The organism is Pseudomonas sp. OST1909, assembly GCF_015277575.1.
GTDB classification, from domain to species: domain Bacteria; phylum Pseudomonadota; class Gammaproteobacteria; order Pseudomonadales; family Pseudomonadaceae; genus Aquipseudomonas; species Aquipseudomonas synxantha_A.
Genome location: NZ_CP063780.1, coordinates 1,564,399 through 1,585,742 on the forward strand (window position 1 = coordinate 1,564,399; position 21,344 = coordinate 1,585,742).

The window sequence follows — 21,344 nt, forward strand, 5'->3', positions numbered from 1 at the left end:
AAACCCTGTCATGACCTCGACCGAACCCAGCCCCGCTTCCCTGCGCCAACCCCATATTGACCAGATCCAGACCCTGTTCCGCGATCCGCCGTCACTGCTCACTGTGGCGCAAGAGGCTGCCCAAGCCTATCTGGACCAGCATTTTGCGCCGCAGCAGTGGATGGCCGGCTTGATCCATATCGCCACACCTACCGCTGACAGCTCCGCTGCATTGCCGTCCTACACTTACCAGCCTTTGCCCGAATTAGTGGTGCAGCGCTTGGCCAGTGCCAGGCCGACATTGCTGGTCGAGCAGTATCAGGTTGTGGTCCGTCGGGTTCGCGAGGTGTTTGCGCCGAGTGGGCCGACCCTGGCTGAGCTGGAGAAATTGATCAATGAGTGCGGCGCCGTGCTTCTGAAGTCTTTTTCCAATCGTTTGCAAACATGGTGGCGTGAGCTTCTTCCGATAAACAGGGGCCGTTGGGGCTATCTGTCCGACCACCTGTTGGCGTTGCTCTACGACTCACCGATCCCCCCTGGCATGGACGAAAAACGTTTCGCTGCGCTGTTCCCCAAGGCCTTGTTACGCCCGGTGCGGCCGACCGCTGCATGGAGCCTGCATGGCGGCCCGTTGCAGGTGCGCACCGTACACCTGCAGGGGGGTGATCAAACGCAGATGTTGCCGCTGCTGGTCTTGAGTCATGCCTCGACCACCTTATTGTTCAGCCCGGCTAGCGGTATCCACGCGCTCGATAGTCTGGACGACATCGGCGCTCTGTTGCCGGCTTACACGAGCCCAGTGTTGACGGGAGTGGCTGAGCAGTGGTTCGTCCTGGAGTCTCAAGGCGACCCGTTCGATGCCTTGGCGTCGAGTTATCTGGCACGCCAACTGTTGGAGATTGATAGCATCCAGCGCACGGTGCGGCGTACGCCGCAGGCGTGCCAAGCGTTGCTCGATTACATCATTGATCCCAGGCGTTGGTTTATCTGTGAACTGAGCGCGCCCCAGCAGCGTTTGCGCCAGGTCATGCCGGGGTGGCTGACCCAGGCGAGCCCTGAGGACAGCATTGCCTACGCCCAGTTGTTGCAGCAGTGGGTGTTGGCCCAGCATGAAAGCGGGGCAGCGGATTTTCTTGAGGGTATCGAGTCGATTACCCAGTACGCTGACCGCCAGTTACAGCAGTGCTTGAGGAGGCAACCTGGTGCGAAGAGCCTGCAGCCGGGTGACGTTTCGCTGACCTTTGATCGAGTGATCGCGGCAGCCGTGCCGGTGCCTGGCGGGTTCATTGCCGGGGAAGTGGACCCTGTCACGGTGACGCTGACCGAGCTGGCCCTGGAAAACCTTGCCGGCTTCCCGCACACCGCCAAGCGCATCACGCTCAACGACGCAGAGGCACCGACCTGGCTGACGTACGACCTGATCAAGCGCTGTGTGGACGAGGCGGATGTGGGACAAACCTATCCTGCCCTGCTGAAAAAAACACTGATCGACGACACGGCTGGGGCCGCCCGTCGTCGGCAACAGTTCAGCCGGCAACTGCGGGTGCAACTGCCTATGTTGGCCCTGGAATCGAAGATCAAGGGCGAGCACGGTGTGACCCGCAGCGGTTTTCAGCGGGTACTCGCAGCCTTGCAGGCGAGTGCCGCCGAACGCAAGGTCGGTGGGCAGGCGGTCGCGTTGTGGCCGTTGGCGTTCAAGGCGTCGGCGCAGGCCGCAGCAGATGTGGTCGCCAACATGTTCATTATCGGGCCGCAACAGGGGCAAGTCGGCCCGCACCTGTTGTACCGGCCACTGTTCAGCCCGATGCTGCTGGAATATGAATCGCTGGAGGCTCTGTTTACGGCGATCAAGACCCCAGGTGCCCTGCAGGACAATGTGTTGACCTGGCTTGCGCCTGCGCGCCAGGCGATCTATGCCAACAATGGCTTTCATGAGCCGCATATTCGCCGCGTTCTACCGGGCGATGAGTTCAGCGTGTATGAGGCGCCGGCACCGGCACAACTGAGCAAACAGGTGGTCACCACCGACCCGACGGAGCAGGTGTTCAACGCCACGACCCAGGCACTGGTAGCCCTGGCAGACCGCCAGTCGGTGTCGAATGCCGAGCAGCGTTGGGCCAACTTGAAGCAGGTCGGTTGGCTGCTACTGGGCACTGTGCTGCCGTTGCTCAACGGGCCGTTGATGCTGGGGGGCTGGCTGGCTCAGTTAGTCGACAGCGCGCAGCGCGATATCCAAGGGCTGCAGAGTCACGATGGGCAAGCGAGGAGTGCAGCCCTCACCGACATGCTGGTGAACCTGATGGCGATTGTGGCCCATCAGGCCGCGCCCCAGGATGCCCAACAGCATTTGGCGCTGGAGCACCCGGTGTTTGCACCTTTGGCGGGTGTCGAACCCGTGCAACGGGCTGTGCCGCTCAAGCCTGTTGCCCCGCCGGCGACGTTCTACACGCCCACCCGCTGGGCCAATGCCCGCGACGTGCTGACGCCGCAACAGCGGGCGTTGATCCAGCCGTTGCGCCTGAAGACCTTCCCGACGCCCTGGCCGGTTGCCCTGGACAACGCCGAGCCCAGTGGTGCTACCCAGGGATTGTTGCGTGATACCTCCCATGTGCCTGTGCAATGGCAGGCGTTGGTTCGAGGGGCGCTGTACCGGGTGCAAATCAATCAAGGCGTGGTCCGGGTGGTTAGCGCTGATGGCGCCACCCTTGGACCTTGGCTCAGGCACCTGGGCCAGGGGCGGTGGGACTTTGACTTGAGACTGCGGTTGGCGGGCGGCAATGCCGACGAGGTGATTGAGCAAGCCCGGCACGCGCAGCCGGCCATCCTCTCAGCACTTGAGGCTGACTATAGAAATGCCCAGGCGGACTGCGCCAGGGCGAACACCGCGATGCACCTGGCACGCACGTTGGCGACCCGGCCCGCCGGGCAAATCACTGACCCGCAACGTACCCAGGCATGGGAGCGCTATGGTCGGGAAATGAGCAGCAAGTTCCAGCATGTACAGCGGGAGTTGCAGCTACTCAAGCGCCTACGGGAATTGGGCCCTCGCCCTGGCTATGAAGTAGAGCTTTGCCGAGTGTTGGAGTCAGTGATTCTGACCGCGCAGTTATTGGATACAGAGTCTCGACGACACGTAGTGGACTGCAATGCCAGGCTCAGGCCGCTGTTGGACCGGCTGAGTGAGGAAACCCCGGAAGAAGCCGAATCGGATATCAACCGCCAGGATCATGCCAAGCTGGGCACCGTCATGCGTGAGTTGGCGGCTGTGCAAGAAAAGGGCATCCGCTGGCGAACCCTGGAGGTCGGGTATCTGGATGAGTTGAGCCGTGTTCCTCGACTAGGTCGGGACAAGGCCCAAGCGCTGACGCTAGCCGGGCGCCCTTTGATACAGGATCTGCAAGTCTTGCAACTGACGACCTTGTGGGGAATTTCCATCGATGTTGCGGGACCTGAGCTCAGCGACGATTTCTTCGACGCTGTCAACGAAGCCGTCAAGCGTGCACGCCGTGCCACTCGCTCTCTGGCGGACTTACAACTGCTGCAAACAACGCCGGCAGAACGCATTGAACTGCTGAAGAATATTGACCAAGTCTATGCGCAAGTCGACGATCAGATTGAATTCTGGCGTGCCATGGAGCCGGAAAAATTCGACTTGGAGTACCTGCAAAAACTGCAGGAGCTGCTTGCCAGCCTGCACCAACAGGTCGAAAGAGAACTGGCGAGCCTCTTGCAACCTGAACCCCAGGCAGAACGGCCGACTGCACCCGCATCAGTGTCCCAAGGCACCCGGCGTAAAAAAATTATCCGTACTCGTAATCACGATATGTATGTGGCGCAGATCAATGAAGCCACGTCATTGGCGCCCGTCACCGCAGAGTTGCATGAGGCTGGCGGCGAGCTCATCGGCACGTTTACCGAGGGCCAGGACGGGATTTGGGAGCCGGTGACGCCGACGCCCAAGCCTGATGCGCAGCTTGGTAGCTTGCTGAAAAAGGGTCAGGCACTGCTGGATGATGAGCGTAGAGCGATCCAGCAGGTGGAGGTGCTGATTGAGCGGGTCAACGATCCGTCTTCCCTGGAGGACTTGCTCGAGGCGCAGGCCAAGACCCGCCGCTGGACCGCCGAGGCGATTGACCGCAGGCGTCAGGGTATGGAAGCCGTTCGACTGGTGGCTGTGCAGCAAGCCAAGGCACTGGCGATGGCGCGCGATCTACGCCTGGCTGACGCCCGACTGAAGGCTGCCGGGTTGGCGGCACGGATTAAAGCGACCCGGCTGCGACCCACCACTCAGGACCACGTCGATTTTCTCAAGCGCCACAATGAAGTGCTCATCTACCGCAAGGGGCAGCGTGTACTGCTCAAGGACACGGTTGATGATTACCTGCAGGTGTATGCGGTCGTTGACGCGAGGAAGACCGGCCGGGTTTTGTGCTACGCCCACTTCCACTACAAAAGGGCCCAGGGGCCGGAAGATCATTATGAGGGCGATCCCCACCTCAAGAGCCCCGAGCAGGAGCGCCTGGGACGCCAGGCCCAGGCCCGGGTCGAGGCCGAGGCGTTCACACGTATGCGCAGTGGCCAGACCGGGCGTGTGCGCCAGACCCTGGAAATTGACCGGGCAAAGATCACGCGGCCTTTTGCCCGACGCCTGTTTTTCAGTGTTGACTAGCCACGGGCTGGCACAGCGTGTGGCTGCCTGGCTTTAGGTACGGCAGCAGAATGGGCGCCATGCCTTTGAGCACCTGCACGGGCAGCGCCGAGGTGAACTTGAAGTTTTGTGCCGAGCTGCCCGGGACGAAGGCGGTGAGCGTGCCGAAGTGCCGGTCGCCGATATAGAACACAAAGGTGGCGGTGCGGTTGATCGCCTTGGAACTGAGTACCCGGCCGCCGGCGCCGATGGCTTCGATACGGTTGTCACCGGTGCCGGTCTTGCCGCCCATGGCCAGCGGTGTGCCGTCGTCCAGCTTGAAACTGCCAGCCACGCGTTTGGCCGTACCGGCATCCACCACTTGGGACAAGGCCCCGCGCAGTGCTCGCGCCACTTCGAGCGGCATCACCCGTTTGCCTTCGGCGGGGTCGTTGATCACCTGGGTTTCATACGGTGTATCAGCGGCAAAGTGCAGGCTGTCGATACGCACCACCCGCGCACGCACGCCATCGTTGAGGATGATCCCCATCAATTCCGCGAGTGCCGCCGGGCGATCGCCGGAGCTGCCGATAGCCGTGGCCAGGGAGGGCACCAGATGGTCGAATGGATAGCCCACCGCTTGCCAGCGCTGATGAATATCGAGGAAGGCTTGGACCTCGAGCATGGTGCGGATGCGACTGTCACGGGCGCTCTGATGGCGGCTCTTGAACAGCCAGCTGTAGACTTCCTGGCGCTCGAATTGGCTGGCTTTGACCACCTCACTGAAGGTTGCCTCGGGATGATTGAGCAGGTAGCCCATCAGCCACAGGTCCAGAGGGTGCACCTTGGCGATATAGCCCTGGTCGGGCAGGTCATAGTTGCCGGGGCCGTAAGCTTTGTAGAGATTTTGCAGGCGCTCGTCGGTGAGTTTCTCACCGGTTTTGATGCCGTTCAGGTGCGCACGCACGAACAGGTCGAAGCTGCCTTGGCTGGCGTTGGGCAACAAGTAACGGTGCACGGCGGCCAGGCGGATCGGCGTGGGGCGCAGGCCGTCGAGAAAGGTGTCGAGGCGGGCCTGGGTGTCTTTCTTCTGGTACTTCTTCCAGAACTTGCGCAGGAACGTCGTGCCCTCGCGGTCGGCGAAGTCGGCCAGGTATTCCTGGCGGCGCGGGTCACTGTCGTCCTTGAGCAACTCGGCGCTGTTGTTGGCGCCCGAATAGGTGCTGAAACGCACCAGGTCACGCATCAGGCGAATGAACGGCAGGTTGATCGACTCGCGCAATGCATCGCGCAAGGTCGGGTTGCGACCGTTGTCTTCGTTACGGAAATTGTGGAAGTGGTGCAGGCCGCCACCGGTGAAAAAACCTTCGTTGGGGCTGGCCGAATAAGTGCGGTCGAGGGCGGCGTCGAGCATGTTGGCCAAGGATTTATCCGGTGTCTGGATCAAGTAGTCGACGGCCCAGCGGCTGATGCGATCCTGTTCGGCGATGTCGACTTTCTTCAGTGCGGCGGGTGCTTGTGCGGCGTACTTGTCGTGCAGCTCGGTGATGATTTGCAGGTAGGTGGTCAGCACTCGCAGCTTGGCCGTGGAGCCTAGCTCGAGTTTGCTGCCTTCGTTGATATCGAAGGGCTGGTCGGTGTTGTCGGTTTGTACACGTACCCGTGAGCCGTCCGGTGTCAGCTCGAACAGGGTGAAGCTGTAACGCACCTGGGATGTGCTGGCGGGCGTCAGCAGGCGTTCGCCGAGCAGGCCCGTTTTACCGGCGAAGGTCGGGTCGGCCAGTTGCTTGAGGTAGTCGGTGACCTGGGTTTGCAGCTCGCCGTGCAAGGTGCTGGTGGCGGAAAGGTCCAGGCGGTCAAGGTCGTACAGCGGTCGGTTGAGCAGCGCGGCGAGGCGGCTGCGGGCGACGCTGATACCCTTGTTGGTGTCGATGGGCTGGACGGTCGGCTGTTGCTGCCAGTCGCGGTAGGTGACTCGCGCTGCCAGCGCGGCCTGGAGCAGTTTTGGGTCGATGACGTCGTTCTGCGCGAGCAGGCGCAGGTGGCTGTCGGTGAGTCGTGCCAGTTCGTCGTGTCCCTTGGCCAGGTAATGGGAAGGACGGCGCTGGGCGATCATCAGCGACAATACCTGGCGTAACGCGAGGCCACGCGCGGCGCGGCTGGCTGGCGTCGATGCCGTATCGAGCAGGGCTCGATTGACCTGGGCGAAGTCGGCGCCGTACCACACCCGCAAACCTTCGGCCATGCCATGGACTTCGCCGTGTCCAGGCACGGCGGACAAAGGCACGCTGTTGAGGTAATCGCGCACGACGTTTTGCCGGGCGGGAAGGGTGTCCGGGCCATTTTGGTAAGCCCGCACGCTGGCCGAGAGCATCTGGCGGATTTTTTCGCTGCCCGACAGGGTCAGGCCGTCGGGCGAATGGCGATACTTTTCCAGTTGGGTCGCCAGGGTGCTGCCGCCCGCAGTTTGTCCCGGTAAGTGCAATTGACGGGTGAGTTGTGACCACGCAGCCTTGGCAAAGCGCGGCCAATCCACCGCCGGGTTGGCCTGTGCGGGTTCAGCGGCGAGCAACTCGCGGTTTTCAATGAATAGGAGGCTGTTGACCATCAGCGACGGTATGTCATCGAAACGCGCATACAACTGGGTAGGGTAGTTGAACTGATACAGCGGTGCGGCGCGGCAATCGGTGATGGTCAACCCGGCCTGGATTTTCTCGGCGTAGGGAATGAACAGGCCATGTTGGCTGTAATCCATCAGTGCCTCGGAAAAGCGCACCTGGGACTGGATCAGGTAGTTGCGCTTGAGCAGGCGAGGCAGGAATTCGCCGAGGGCGCTGTAGCCCAGGCGCTGGTCAAACGGCCCGGCGCCGGGATACACGATGGCATCGCTGGCGCCTGGAGCCAAGCTGTAGGTCAATTTGGCGGCCCACTGGCTGAACTCGCGAGCCTGCCAACGGGCAGTGTGGATCTCCCGGTTGGCGGCAAAACCCAGGGCGATCAAGGCCATTAACAGGATCAGCCAACCCAGGCGCCGCCAGGGCCTGGTTTTTTTGGGCAAAGGTGCTGGGGGCGGGCTGTCGTTGTCGAGTTCAGCCTTGACGGGACCGGTTTGCCACAGAGCGCCCATAGTCGATTGATCCCTGCTTGCAGATTGATCGGACTTGTCTGAAGCGTAGACGCTGATTGCCGGTGCCATGAGGTTTGTTGCAAGCCTGGCCCCGTTCCAGTAACGCCTGCGTAACACCAGGCCGCTGTGGCCCGCCCAGGCCCATGCGCCGCTTCTTGTTCAGCGAATGTGTACTGTGAGGGCTCAGCCGGTGGTTGCTTCGGCTCTTTTCTCCTGTACCACGTATGAGACATTAATGTCTTCGTGTGCATGAATGACTATCGGATTGCTACTGGAGTAGTTCAGAACGTTATTGTGCAGGTACAGAGGATGCCTTCTGCGGGGAAGGGAACCGCAGGTCAGGCGCGGTCTCTTCAGATGGGAGTGTGGATGGGGGCGGTCGATCTGGTAGTAGCCTGCGTCAGTCATACGAAGCTCTCCGCCTACTCCGGGCATTACTATGTAGTCGGCACAGTCATTGTCCATGAGTATCCCTCCATGGATAACAACGACGAGACTCTCTTCGTTGTTGCGTTTATCCAGCCAGAAAATATGTTTTCTATAGGCGGGGGGAACCCACGCGTTTTCAGGTCGATTAGGTGTCCCAGGTGAATTAACGCATGGGGTTATGGGGGGCTCGATGGTGGGCGTGGAGTCAAGCGCTGCCACGACGGCAGTGACTATTTCAGAGATAACGGATTGGGTAATGTCCATGATGTTGCCTTTTCAGTTCGGTTGTTGAACGACTAGGCGATTTAACGACTTCTGCCTCTGCTGACTCCGGTAATTAATTACGCCTGCGCCCGACACGGTCAGGCCATCGGGAGAGTGGCGGTATTTTTCAAGTTGCGTGGCCAGGGTGCTGCCGTCGGCACTCTGGCCTGGCAGGTGCAGCAACTTGGCCACTTGTGACCACGCGACCTTGGCTGAGCGCGGCCAGTCTACAGCGGGGTTGGCCTCGGGCCGGTTGGGAAAAAATGTGTTCATGGCAGCGGATATTTAATGCTGGTCTCCAGTATGTTCAGCCAGGTCGAGTCATGGGCCGGTGCCCAGCGACGGCTCACGCCATCATGGAAAAACACCAGCTTGTCCTCCAGGTACCAGACTCTCATTTTTATGTTCAGTTGCCGCATATAGTCCTGCGCCTGACACGTAATGGACGCCCAGGGGTCGCAGATATACAGGTTCGCCCAGTCGGTGCCCTGGAAATCCAGGGTCTGGGTCAAGCCCGCAGGGGCCGTACCCACCACCACAAAGGTATGGCCCCGGCAGCGCCACACATGAGCGACGCCGCCATTGGTTCGGATCATTTCACACGCCACATGGGCCATCTGGTCACAATTGCCGGCACCGGTCTTGAGAATGACCTCGGTGTAGTTCGGGTGACCGATCTGGCTGTACTCCCACAACACAACGGGTTCAGCTTCTTGCAGTCGCAGGATTTCATCCGGGGTCGCCCCGACGACGTTGTTGGATCTCAGGCCGGTTCTATCCACCACTGCCTGGGTGCTGGCGTTGGCTTGCTCTGCGAAGTATTTATTGGACGGGCCACCCGTGGCGGGTCTGGGTGGCCAGATGTCCAGCTGCACCGGCCGCGAGACCACATTGATATCCAGGCGCCTTCCCTCGTCCGAGGCGTTAAGCAGCAGTTCCCGCTGCTTGATGACCCTCAGGGTGCTGGCCTTTTTGCGGATATTTTCGATTTTTTTCGGCAAAAATCCGCGCTTGCTCAACTGTCGGTACAGGACTTCGAGGGTCGGCAGTGTCACCAGCGGTTGGTCGGGAATCATCCCGCCGGCTTTTAAGAACTGCATTTTGATATCGCAATAGGCCCTGATCAGGGCTGTATCGTCCCCGCCTTGGCTGAAGTTCAATTGGTGGAATTGCAAGGTGTCGGCACCGCTGGGCGTTGCGTCTGCCCGGTAAAAAGCACCCACATCGGCCTCGGCCACCCAGTAAGGCGTTGTCGTGTTGGGGAGGGTGATCTCCAGCGCCCGGAGGGTTCTGCGGTCATTGATGAAGTTCACCAGCCCGTCGATTTCCACCACTTGGGTTTTACGGGTGAGCAGGTTGTCCAGGTCGTCTTCGGGCAAGCCGAACTGCGGCTCGTTGTCTACGCGCCTGCCGCTGACCTGCGGTTGGTAGATCAATGCTGAGGGTTGGGGGTGAGGGGTCAGCTCGAAGCTGTCGTAGTACGGGGTGACATCATGCACGTTTCGGTAATAGACCAACTGGCGTTTGTTGCCATCGATCATCGGCGCTGGCTGGATGCGAATATGGTCGAGCGCCTGGACTCGACGTTTATGAATCGAATCCTTAAAGGCGTACAGCCTTTTGGTAAAACAGATGAGGGGCACTCCCGGGCTGCGCTTTGCTCTGTCGACGGGGCAGACCGTGTCGAAGTGGTCGGTGAGCTTGGTATGGGGCGCTGAGGTGAGTTCGTCCAGCTGGCTGGGGTGTTTATGGGACAAACGCCAGACGCGGCCTTGGTCCAACAAGTCGGTCGCGTCGGCGCGTTGAATGAGCAAGGGCGTTGTGTCGAAAAAGGGTTCTACAACGAGCGCCTTGAAGCCGTCGGCGAAACTGACCGGGGTGACGGCCATCGTGGTGTCCAGTTGCAAACCTTCCAGCGCGGGACCGTACGGCCTTGCACTGAAGGGGTCAAAGGCATGCCAGGCGTTGGCGCGCCTGATCGCCAACAGAGGCGTCAGCCCCTCAGGGTGTATCAGAACGCCAGGCCTGACGTCGGCGCGGTTGATCAGCCGGCCATAATCAATCGTTGTCCCATGGGCCAGCCGTTGTTGCGCATGACGCAGTGCGCCCGCCAGCGCCCGCTGGCCTGAGTGGTTTAACCTGGCCAGGCCATGGGCCGTCAAGCGCACCAACGATGGCACCGCCTCCAGTGGGTTGAGCAATTCATTGACAAAGATGGCACTGAGTTTGGTCAGTTGCAGCAGTTTCAAGTAGGTCGGTGCGGGTTTGATCAGGCGGCTCCAGCCGCTGGTAATAAAGCCTTTGGTCGGCATGATCAAGCCAAGCATGTCGAAGAAACAGGCGAGGGTGCCATCGAGCACACGCTTGATTTCCCCTGACGCGAGGTCGTGGCCGCAGGACCAGAAGGGTATGAAGCCCAGCAGCGCCTCTAACAACTGCTCGCTGTTTTTTTTTCGCTCTTCAAGGGTGGTCAAGCCTTTGGCCTGGGCCACCCAGATATCGACATCGATGAAAAAGTGGTGCTTGACGATAGTGCTCGCCAACGTGAGGTTTCTTGGCGAGTCGAACACCAGCGGACGGGCCGTGGCCGCAAGCCCCGCGAAATGCCAGAGGCGATCCACGATAACGGTGCAATACCTGCCAGGTGTGGGTGGGTGGCCTTTGAAGTAGGCGTCCTCATCAATGGCCAGACGACTGCCCTCATGCAAATACGCGATCGGTCGTGTGCTGTGGGGGGAGCCGGTGGTGACTTTGAGTGGGCGGCCTCCCAGTTCCAGGATGGCGGGAAGGCGGGTGTTTTGTTGCACTTGATTGAGCAGGGGAAACAGTTCGTAGTCATGGAAGCTGTTGCCTGCCGTACAACGCAGGATGAAGCCGAACCGGCCGGTACGGGCCATTTTTTCTCCGGGCCTTTCGTCGATCTGCGGTTTGCTGGCGGCTTGCCTCACCACGAGCAGTTGTACCTCCCCCTCGTGTAAGCACTTGCGGTCGGCCAGGGGTAACTGCGACAGCAGGTAACTGATCGCTCGGATATAGGCCTCTTTGAGTCGTTGGGTGTAAGCACCTGCGGCCTCGCTGAACAGCGCGTTGACATCGCGCAATTGGCCAAAGTTTTTTTTCAGCAGGGAGAGGTCGAGTTTGGAGTCGGTTGAGCGCCATTTGTCGTCAATGGGCTGCAGGTGGCCACCCATATGCAGATCCACCAACGACTGAAGCTTTACGCCCGTGGTCGGTCTGTAGGAGGGGAGCCGAGAGGGGCCTTGCCCTTCTTGCAGGCATTTTTTCTTCAGCCCGCGGTGGGTGGGGAAGACGCGCTTAAGGTCCATCAAGGCCAGGCTGCGGCGTGTGATGAGCTTGCTGCGCATGGATTCGGCTGCTTCGTGCAAGGTCTTGATACGGGCTTTCAGGCGTTCTTTGACGGCGTCGATTTCATCGATTCGATAAGTCTGCGCAGGTTGCAGTTCGCCGTGGACGGTTGCCCAGTCGATCAGCGTGGCGGTGGCGTAATGCTCGCGCCACAAACGTTCCTGGTCCGTCGCCGGCTCCTGGGTGGCAAGGGCGATGATGTCGCTGAACGCCAGCTGTCGTGTTGACCCACAGGCGAGCTCTTCTGCCAGCATCACGCCTTGTTTGAACAGCATCCAGGCGTGGGAGGTCATGAAGTACAGCGAGTCAGGGATGCCTTGCACCAGAAATTCCGGTGCGACACCGGCCAGCAACAGGTGTGCGGCCAACGCTGTGGTTTGAGGCGTAGCAACAGCGGCCTCAATCAGGTGCAGCTCAAGTGAGCGGCGCAGGTTTGCATAAGGATGCCCATGGTAATCGCTGTGGTTCAGGTTCAGGCCGGCGAGGGTGTATCGCGCTTGTGCGGCCTGCGGGTCGAGACTGAGGATCAGCGCGGCAAGAACCAATGCGTTTCGACTGGCGTTGCTGGTCGTTTCACCGGGGGCGTGTCCAAACCAGCCCACGGCGCCGAGCAACGAGTCGGCCAGCTTCTGCGCACGGGGAGCGGCAAGCAGTTGTTGCAGTTGTTCATCCGGTGGCCCGGGCGGCAGGTCGGCGGCCAGCAGGTTGAACAAACCGGAGCTGGGTTGTGGGACAAACGTGGCGCTGATGTGGATCACCTTAGCGCGTTGTTCGGCTGAAAGGGTCAGCGCACCCGGTAGTGGCATACCCAGGGCTTCCCAGTAATTGCCTAGCTGGGGGCTAGCGAGCCGGGTGGTTTCGAGGCGTTGTCGATACTGCCGCAAGGCGACGTCGGAATGCGCCAGATCACTCACGGGCGGCACCGGCACCGGTTCGCTGCGCTGCAGTTGTTCCATCAGCTTCCAGGCCGCCTCGCGATTATCGGGCAACGGCAGGTCGTGCAAGCTGAGCAACTGTGCGAGGCTGAATTGGCCGTCCTGATGGACGAACAGGTTCATGGCCGCAGCGCAGGCTTGCAAGCGTTCAAGGCGATCGCCCAGCGGCAGCTGCGACAGTTGTTCATGGCTGATGTCTACCCGTTGACCCCAAGGGCCGACGCCTTTGATCGAGTGTTGCTGGTGGTCAAATTCGTACAGGCCGGGGGTCAGTGCATCGGGGCGAGTCAAGGCGAGAAACTGCGGATGCTCAGTGATTTCCCCGAGTAACGTTGCGGCGGTCTGCATGGTCACGGCCCAGAACGAGCCACCAGCCAGCGGGAAACGGCAGTGGTACACACTCAACAGGTTGAATGTGTGTTCGTTCAGGTCATCTTCGATGATCTGTGCATGCAGTGCATTGGCTGCCGCGCGCAGATCCTGATTCAGTCGCTCGAACGCGTCCGCGAGCGCAGATTCGGTCCTGCCCAGTGCGTCAATCAGCACGCCGCGTTGGGCAAGCGTGGTCGGTTGGGGGTAGCCATGGAACCGTAGTACCTGACGGGCGCTCAGCAGCAGGTTATCGGCAGGATAAGGCAGGCCGACCGCATCAGGGTCGATGATCCGGGCGATGGCCAGTATGGGCGGCGCGAGTTGCCGCCAACCGCTGGCACCTTCAAGGGTGAATGCTGTGCCGTTGGCAAGCAGTGCCCCGTTACGCACGCTCACGTCAATCGGCTTGAAGCCCTGCTGTTCGGCCCACGTGAGGAAAGACGGGCGCTCAAGCGCTTGGCGATACAGCAGCAGCCAGCGGCCGAGGGAGCAATGGAGCGGCACCATGAGTGAAGTCGATGGGGGGTGCGGGCCGGCCTTGAGGTGCTCGATCAAGGTGTTCAACATTTGCTGGTTGCCATCCTGGCGCAGCGATGGGTTGGGAGGATTGTGCGGGGGTGGGAAGTCTGTCATTTGGAAATGTCTCGTTGGTGATCACCGCCGCTATGCAGGGGGCGCGGTCTTTAATGCTGACTGTCGTGCAAGTTCTGCGCGCGTGTTGCCCGCTAACCCTGCATAAAGGCTGGGTGGAGTTATGTCAGTGCGTATTTAATGCTGGTGTTCAACAAGTTCAGCCAGGCGGCGTCATTGGCTGGCCCCCAGCGATATTGAACCCCGTCATTGAATAACACCGAGAGCTTGTTCTTGTTCCAAGCTTCCATGGTGGCGATGAGTTTGCTCATGTATTTGTTTGCCGGGCAGACAATCGAAGTCCAGGGGTCACAAATCCATAAGCCCGCCCATTGCGCTTGGCTGAAGTCGGCTGTTTGGTGCAGACCTACCGGCGGTGTCCCCACTAGCACGAATGCATGGGCGGGTGGGTTCGTCCCCCACAATTGCGCGGTACCGCCGTTGCTACGAATCTGCTCGCGGGCGACATGGGCCAACTGGTCGCAATTGCCGGCTCCGGTCTTGAGAATGACTTCGGTGTAGTTGGGATGGCCAATCTTGCTGTATTCCCACATCACCACGGGCTCGGCTGTCTGCGCGCGAAGGGCTTCGCTTCGGGTGACGCCCTTGATGTTGGCCGAGCCGATACCGGTTGTTTCAACGCGTGCATGGGTGCTGGCATAGGCCTGCTCGGCCAGGTAGCGGTTGATCTGATCGGTGCTGGGCTGGGTGATGGGGTTGGGCGCCCAGGTATCAAGCGTGATCGGTTCGGCGACGACGTTAATGTTCAGGCGTCGTCCTTCAGAGGAGGTGTTCAGCAAAAACTCGCGTTGTTTGAGTTTTTTAAGCGCGTTGGTCCTGGTGCGGATGAGTGCAACCTTTTCGGCGGAAAAACCGCGCTGGAACAACTGTCGGTATAGCGTTTCCAGGGTCGGCAGGGTCACCAGCGGTTGGTCGACGATAAATCCCCCTGAGTGCAGGTATTGGTTCTTCAGGTCACCGTAGGCGTTGATCAGTGCGCTCTCGTCGCCGCCCCGGCTGTAATTGAGCAAGTCAAACTGTAGGTCGCCAGAGCCTGGCGCGACGGTGGTCGTCTTGTAAAAAAACCCCACGTCGGCTTCGACCACCAGGTGTTTGCCAACCGTCACGCTGGGGGGAGACAGGTCAACGATCAGCGCCCGCAGGGTGCGGTTGTCATCGATGCCATCAACAATGCCTTTGAGTTTCACGACACTGCTTTGGGTACTCAACTGGATGTCCAGTTGAGCGTTGGGCAGGCCGAATTCGGGCTCGTTGATGAACGTGCCGTGGGTCTGTGGCCTGTACTGCAGGGGAGGGTGCGCAGGTAACGGTGTAAGCCTGAATCCGATGCCATGAGGGTTTACCTCATGGACACAGCGGTTGATCACCAGCTTGCGTTTGCCCACAAGTTGCAGCGGGGCGGGTATCAGTCGGATATGTTCCAGCGCCTGGACTCGGCGCTTCTGGATCGAGCGTTGGTGCGGATAGAGTTTTTTGGTGAAGCAGATGAGGGGAATCGGGCTGCGTTTTTGCCTGCCGGGCGTGCATACGGAATCGAGCTCGTCGGTGAGGTTGAAAAAGGTGGGTGAGTTCAACTCGTCCAGATGACTGGGGGTGTTATGGCTCAGGCGCCATACGCGGTCCTGGTCCAGCAGGTCAGTGGCATTGGCCCGTTGCATGATCAAAGGCGGCGTTTCGAAAAGTGGTTGCGCCACCAGCGCCTTGTAGCCGTCCGCCGTGCTGACGGGGGTGACTGCAATGGCGTTGGCGAGGCGCAAGTTCTGTATTTGAGGCCCATAAGGTCGCGCGCTGAAGTTGTCGAAGGCATACCAGGCGAGCGGGCGTTTAATCACCAGCAGGTCAGTCAAACCATCAGTGTGCGTCACGGTTGCCGGCCCTGCATCGGCCCTGTCTATCAGCCGGGTGTAGGGGGTGGCGGTTCCAGGCACGCTTTGCTGCCGGGCATTGCGCAGTGCTGTGTTCAATGCCTGTTGGCCTGATTGATTCAGCTGTATCAGGCCATATCCGGTAAGGCGCACCAGGGACGGCGCCAGGTCGAGAGGGTTGAGGGTGTCGTTCAGGTAGCGGGCACTGAGTTTGGCCACTTGCAGGAGTTTTACGTAGGCCGGGGCGGTGTTTCTCAGGCGGTTCACGCCGCCGACCAGCAAGCCTTTGGTTGGGAGGAACAAGCCAATTGCATCGAAGGCACACCCCCAGGCCCCCTCTACCTGGCGATTGATTTCGCCAGAGGCCAGGTCGTGGGCGCAGGACCAGAAAGGTATGAAACCTAAAAGCACCTTGAAGAGGTTCTCGGCGTTTTGTGTTCTCTTCTCAAGGGTGGTCGACTCCCGGGCTTGTACCAGCAAGGCATCGATATCGAGGAAGAAATGTTGTTCGACGATGGTGTTCGCCAGGCTGCGGCATCTGGGCGAGTCGAAAGTCAACGGTGAATCGAGTGTCGGCGCGGCCTCGAAGTGCCATAGTTGATCCAGCACCACGGTTGAATGCTGATCGGGCCTCGGTGGTCGACCTGTCAAGTAGGCTTGTTCGTCAATGGGTAACCGGCTGCCCAAGTACATGACTGTGGTCGGTTGGATGCTACGGGGATTGCCGGTGGTCACTGTCATGGACACACCGCCAAGTACCAGGCCAGATGGAATACGATCGTTTTTGCACACAAGGTTCAGTAATGGAAACAGCTCATAGTAATGAACATTGCCGTTTACCTTGCAGCTCAGGATAAAACCGAGCCTGCCTGTGCGGGCCATCCGTTCGCTCAGCGCCTCCAGGTGAGGTGGTTTTTTCGCTGGTTGCCGCATCACCAACAGTTGCACGTCGCCTTTTTGCAGTTTCAAACGATCGGCCAGTGGCAGCTGTGACAGCAGGTATTGAATGACACAGGTGTAGGCTTGCTTGAGTGCCTTTACCCGAGTCTCGCAAACCGTCTGGAACAGCATGTTGATATCCGCCAGTTTGGCGAAGTGCTCTTTCATGTTCGCCAGGTCGATGCCTGGGCGTGTTGAATGCCACTGTGCTGCAAAGGGCTGCAAGTGACCACTCATGTGCAGCTCCACCAATGATTGCGGGTTTATACCCGGCAGGAGGTGTGGGGGAGGGACTTGGGTGGGGCTGGCTTTCCAATGCAGGCATTTGCGCGTGAGGAATCGGTTTTTGGGGAACGCTTTTTCAAGGTCCTTGCGTGCAAGACTTCGGCGGGTGGTGAGCGGGGTGACGAAGAGTGTCGAGGCTTTGCGCAATGCCTCGATACGCGTGTCCAGGTTTTTTTTGACGACATCGATCTCATCCACGCTATAGGCATGATCGGCGGGCGCGGCTTGCAGTTCGCCCTGGGCAACCGCCCAGTCGATCAGGCTGCCGGTCGCGTAATGTGTGCGCCATTCTTGTTGCCTACGGTTGCCCGACTCTTGCATGGCCAGGGTCATGACGTCATTGAACGTCAGGTGTCTGGATGAGCCACAGGCGAGCGCTTCTGCCAGCATCACGCCGTGCTTGAAGAGCATCCAGGCGTGAGAACTCATGAAATACAGCGAGTCAGGAATCTCCTGGACCAGGAACTCAGGCGCGATACCGGCTAGCAACAGATGCGCGGCCAACGCGGCGGTGGCGGAGGTCGCGACGCCACTGTCGATCAGGTGCAATTCGATGATGGTACGTAATGGCGAGTAGTACCGCCCCCAGTAATCGCTGTGATTGAGGTTCAGGCCGGCCACCCTATAGCGTGTTTCACCGGCGTGTGGATCGAGGTTAAGGATCAATGCGGCCAATATCAGGGCGTCACGGCTTGCTTGATTGGTCGTCTCATCGGTTGCGTGGCCATACCACTGCACAGCGCTGATCAACAGATCCGCCAGCCTTTGCACCGCTGGGCGGGCGAGTAATTTGTGCAGCAGTTCATCGGCTTCGGCCGGGAGGGTGTGATCCGCCAGCAGGTCGGCGGCCAACAGGTCGATTAAACCTGTATTGGGGCTGGGTAAAAAATCACGGGTGACACGAATGACCTTGGCGCGTTGCTCGGCTGACAGGGTTAGTGTGTCTGGTTGAGGCATGCCCAGGGCAGCCCAATAGTTTCCCAGTCTGGGGGAGGCGGGTTGGGTGGTTTCCAGGCTGTACAGGTTTTTTTGCAGCGCCTTCTGTTTTATCGGCATGTCGAGTTTATAGCGCTGCAGCCCTTTTTTAAGGTCTGTCTGCTTTTGCGGTGTCGAGGGCGTAAGGGCGGGGTGAGGGAGCGGGGTGTCGGTCAGCATCACTAGGGGGGCGGCATGCGCGGGGCTGGGTGTTTTGTTCACGAGCATGTTGCTCACCGCTGCCGCCAGGGTGTCGCGATCATGGGCAATGGCGAGCCGTTGGCGGTGATCCATCAAGGCGACATCGGCATTGGCCAGGTCACCGCTGGGAGGAATAAGTAGGGGTTCACTGCGGCGCAGTCGTGCAACCAGGTCCCAGGCAGCCTCGCGGGTGCCAGGCAGTTCGAGGCCGTGGAGTCTGAGCAATTGCGCCTGGCTTATCTTGGTGTCGACATGGATGTTCAGGTCCAGGCGTCGGGCAACGACCATCAGGCTTTCAAGCGGTTCGCCCGCCGACAGCGGCGCCAGTAGCTCACGGCCGATGTTGACAGGCACGCCATCGGCCTTTACGCCTCTGATCGTCTGTATGCGGGGGTCAAAATCATATTCGTCAGGTAGCAGGTCACGGGTTTGGTCCAATGCCTCAAACCCCGGGTGCTCGATGATGCCCTTGAGTAACGTCGCCGCGCTTTTCAGGGTTTTGGCGCAAAACGATTGCGACGTTAACTGCAATCGCGCCCGGTCCAGCATGTGTGGGCTGAACGCGGTTTCGTCCAGATCCGCGGCGATGATGCTGGCCATCAGTTGTTCAGCCAAAGCGCGCAGGTCTTGGTTCGATTGCTCGAACGCGGTTGTAAGGCTGGGCGAACCGGCGCTGCCGCAAAACGAATACAGGCGACTCATTTCTTCGATCACCATCTCACGCTGTATGCGGTTTTGCGGTTGTGGGTAGCCGTAGAACCTCAAGACCTGCCGGGCGCTCAGTTGCAGGGGTGGGTTTTGATCCTTGGGCGGCGGGCAGGGCAGGCCGATGGCGTCTGGATCGATGACGTGGGCGATATGCAAAATCGGTGGTGTAAAACGCCGCCAACCGCTGTCGTCGCTCAGTGTGACGCTCGGCGTGGTCGCATTTTTAGCGTACAGCGCTCCGTTGCGCAGGGTCATGCCGGTGAGGCGCATTGAGCGACGTTGGGCCCAGACAAGTAATTGCGGACGGTTGAGCGCCTCGCGAAAGAGTTGCAGCCAGCAGTCCAGGGAGCAATGTGGGGTAATGACCAGAAGAGTGGCCGGGGCGTTCGAGCGGATTTTCAAGTGTTCGATCAATGTTTGGAGCATTTGCCTGTCACTGCTCTGGCGTTGCGTCTTGCCTTGGTCGAGGGTGGTCTGAGTAATGGGGGAGGGGCTGTCGTTGGTGGTCAAGTCAGTCATCCGTGAAATCTCGTTGAAGGTACTGGCCGAGCGTGCCTTTTACGGAGGCAGGCTGCAGCGGGACCGTTCTCGTTTCTTTCTGGTGGGTGTCGCTATGGGGTGAAGGACTTGAGCCGGGCGTCGGCAATTGCGCCATCGCAGGGCATGACGATGCACCAATGCTGTGCAATACTCGCCGCCGTTTTGGTCAGCGGCTTTCAGGATAAAACCAGTTAAAGCTCCTTCGTAAACCGGCTTATTCCCACGAGCTACCACTGAAATTGTGTTTTTTTATAGTGAAAAACCCTGTGTCGAGGTTTTTATACTGCATGCCCCGCTGACTTTGTAGGTTTCGTCCTACAAGGTGGGTTTGTCCATGAAACAGACTCGGACTCATCCCCACTGCCAGGCTTATCGGCCTGTCTGTGAGACCAAGTGGTTTATCCAATAACAAGATGAGGTTGTACCCCATGCCAGTCGGCAACCCACTGCCCCATGGCGAGACCGCTCAAGGCGGCCCGCTCAAACGCGAACTCGGTGAACGGCATATTCGCCTGATGGCCCTTGGCGCCTGTATCGGTGTCGGCCTGTTCCTTGGTTCGGCCAAGGCCATTGAAATGGCCGGCCCGGCGATCATGCTTTCGTACATCATTGGCGGCCTGGCGATCCTGGTGATCATGCGCGCCCTCGGCGAAATGGCGGTGCACAACCCTGTCGCCGGCTCGTTCAGCCGTTACGCCCAAGACTATCTCGGCCCCTTGGCGGGCTTTCTCACCGGCTGGAACTATTGGTTCCTGTGGCTGGTGACCTGCGTGGCGGAAATCACCGCCGTGGCCGTGTACATGGGCGTCTGGTTCCCCGACACCCCACGCTGGATCTGGGCCCTGGCGGCGTTGATCAGCATGGGCACAATCAACCTGATCGCGGTCAAGGCGTTCGGTGAGTTCGAGTTCTGGTTCGCGCTGATCAAGATCGTCACGATCATTGCCATGGTGATCGGCGGCGTCGGTATCATCGCGTTTGGTTTTGGCAATGACGGCGTGGCGCTGGGCATTTCCAACCTGTGGGCCCACGGCGGCTTTATGCCCAATGGCGTCACGGGAGTGTTGATGTCCTTGCAGATGGTGATGTTCGCCTACCTGGGCGTGGAGATGATCGGCCTGACCGCTGGTGAAGCGAAGAACCCGCAGAAGACCATTCCCAGTGCCATCGGCTCGGTGTTCTGGCGCATCCTGCTCTTCTACGTGGGGGCGTTGTTTGTGATCCTGTCGATCTACCCATGGAATGAAATCGGCACCCAGGGCAGCCCATTCGTGATGACCTTCGAGCGTCTGGGCATCAAGACCGCCGCGGGCATCATCAACTTCGTGGTGATCACCGCTGCGCTGTCGTCCTGCAACGGCGGGATCTTCAGCACCGGGCGTATGCTCTACAGCCTGGCGCAGAACGGCCAGGCACCTGCCACCTTCGGCACCACGTCGAGCAACGGCGTACCGCGCAAGGCGTTGCTGTTGTCGATCTTCGTACTGTTGCTGGGTGTGCTGCTCAATTACATGGTTCCGGAAAAAGTCTTTGTGTGGGTCACCTCCATTGCCACGTTCGGCGCGATCTGGACCTGGCTGATGATCCTGCTGGCCCAGCTCAAGTTCCGCAAAAGCCTGAGCCCGGCCGAGGCGGCTGGCCTCAAGTACCGCATGTGGTTGTACCCGGTCAGTTCCTACCTGGCGCTGGCGTTCCTGGTGATGGTGGTGGGGCTGATGGCGTACTTCCCCGATACCCGTGTGGCGCTGTATGTGGGCCCGGTGTTCCTGGTGGTCTTGACCGTGCTGTTCTACGTGTTCAGGTTGCAGCCAAAGACCGTCGCTCAAGGGACGGTGCGTTCCGCGTCCTGATGTGTGTCTTGTGACAAAAAGCCCCACCCCGCTCTATCGCGGGGTGGGGCTTTTGACCTCCGTATTTTCTGCACTATCCTCTATTTGCGGTGAGGCGCCTGCCGCCCCTGGGGCCTGATATCGCGAGCACTGCGCCTGTGTATGACGCGGGGCATCCGGTTCCGCGCGTTATCGCGTTGCTCATATCTATCTACCCCTCCAACGATAATTCATTCCCTAGGCTGGCTGATT

6 protein-coding genes are annotated in these 21,344 nt (G+C 59.8%); 2 read left to right on the forward strand and 4 right to left on the reverse strand.

Annotated features, from left to right (window positions below):
* Positions 1-10 precede the first annotated feature (10 nt).
* Positions 11-4,648 carry a hypothetical protein gene (locus IH404_RS06805; RefSeq protein WP_194440183.1) on the forward strand — a complete coding sequence of 1,546 codons (4,638 nt, stop codon included), beginning with the start codon at positions 11-13 and terminating at the stop codon, positions 4,646-4,648.
* On the opposite strand, the gene IH404_RS06810 is transcribed toward IH404_RS06805, so the two are convergent.
* From IH404_RS06810 to IH404_RS06825, 4 genes are all read right to left on the reverse strand, one after another.
* On the reverse strand, positions 4,635-7,733 hold the full coding sequence (locus IH404_RS06810; RefSeq protein ID WP_194440184.1) for a transglycosylase domain-containing protein: 3,099 nt from the start codon (positions 7,731-7,733) through the stop codon (positions 4,635-4,637). The genes IH404_RS06805 and IH404_RS06810 overlap by 14 nt on opposite strands.
* Positions 7,734-7,916: 183 nt before the next feature.
* A complete protein-coding gene (locus tag IH404_RS06815; protein WP_194440185.1) occupies positions 7,917-8,426 on the reverse strand; it encodes an ecotin family protein in 510 nt (169 codons plus the stop codon).
* 269 nt (positions 8,427-8,695) lie between these two features.
* A complete protein-coding gene (locus IH404_RS06820) occupies positions 8,696-13,732 on the reverse strand; it encodes a hypothetical protein (RefSeq protein ID WP_194440186.1) in 5,037 nt (1,678 codons plus the stop codon).
* Between the two features lie 119 nt (positions 13,733-13,851).
* On the reverse strand, positions 13,852-19,242 hold the full coding sequence (locus tag IH404_RS06825; protein ID WP_194440187.1) for a hypothetical protein: 5,391 nt from the start codon (positions 19,240-19,242) through the stop codon (positions 13,852-13,854).
* Between the two features lie 449 nt (positions 19,243-19,691).
* Here IH404_RS06825 and IH404_RS06830 point away from each other — a divergent pair, with 449 nt between their 5' ends.
* On the forward strand, positions 19,692-21,113 hold the full coding sequence (locus tag IH404_RS06830) for an amino acid permease (protein WP_005785190.1): 1,422 nt from the start codon (positions 19,692-19,694) through the stop codon (positions 21,111-21,113).
* The last annotated feature ends 231 nt before the right edge of the window (positions 21,114-21,344 follow it).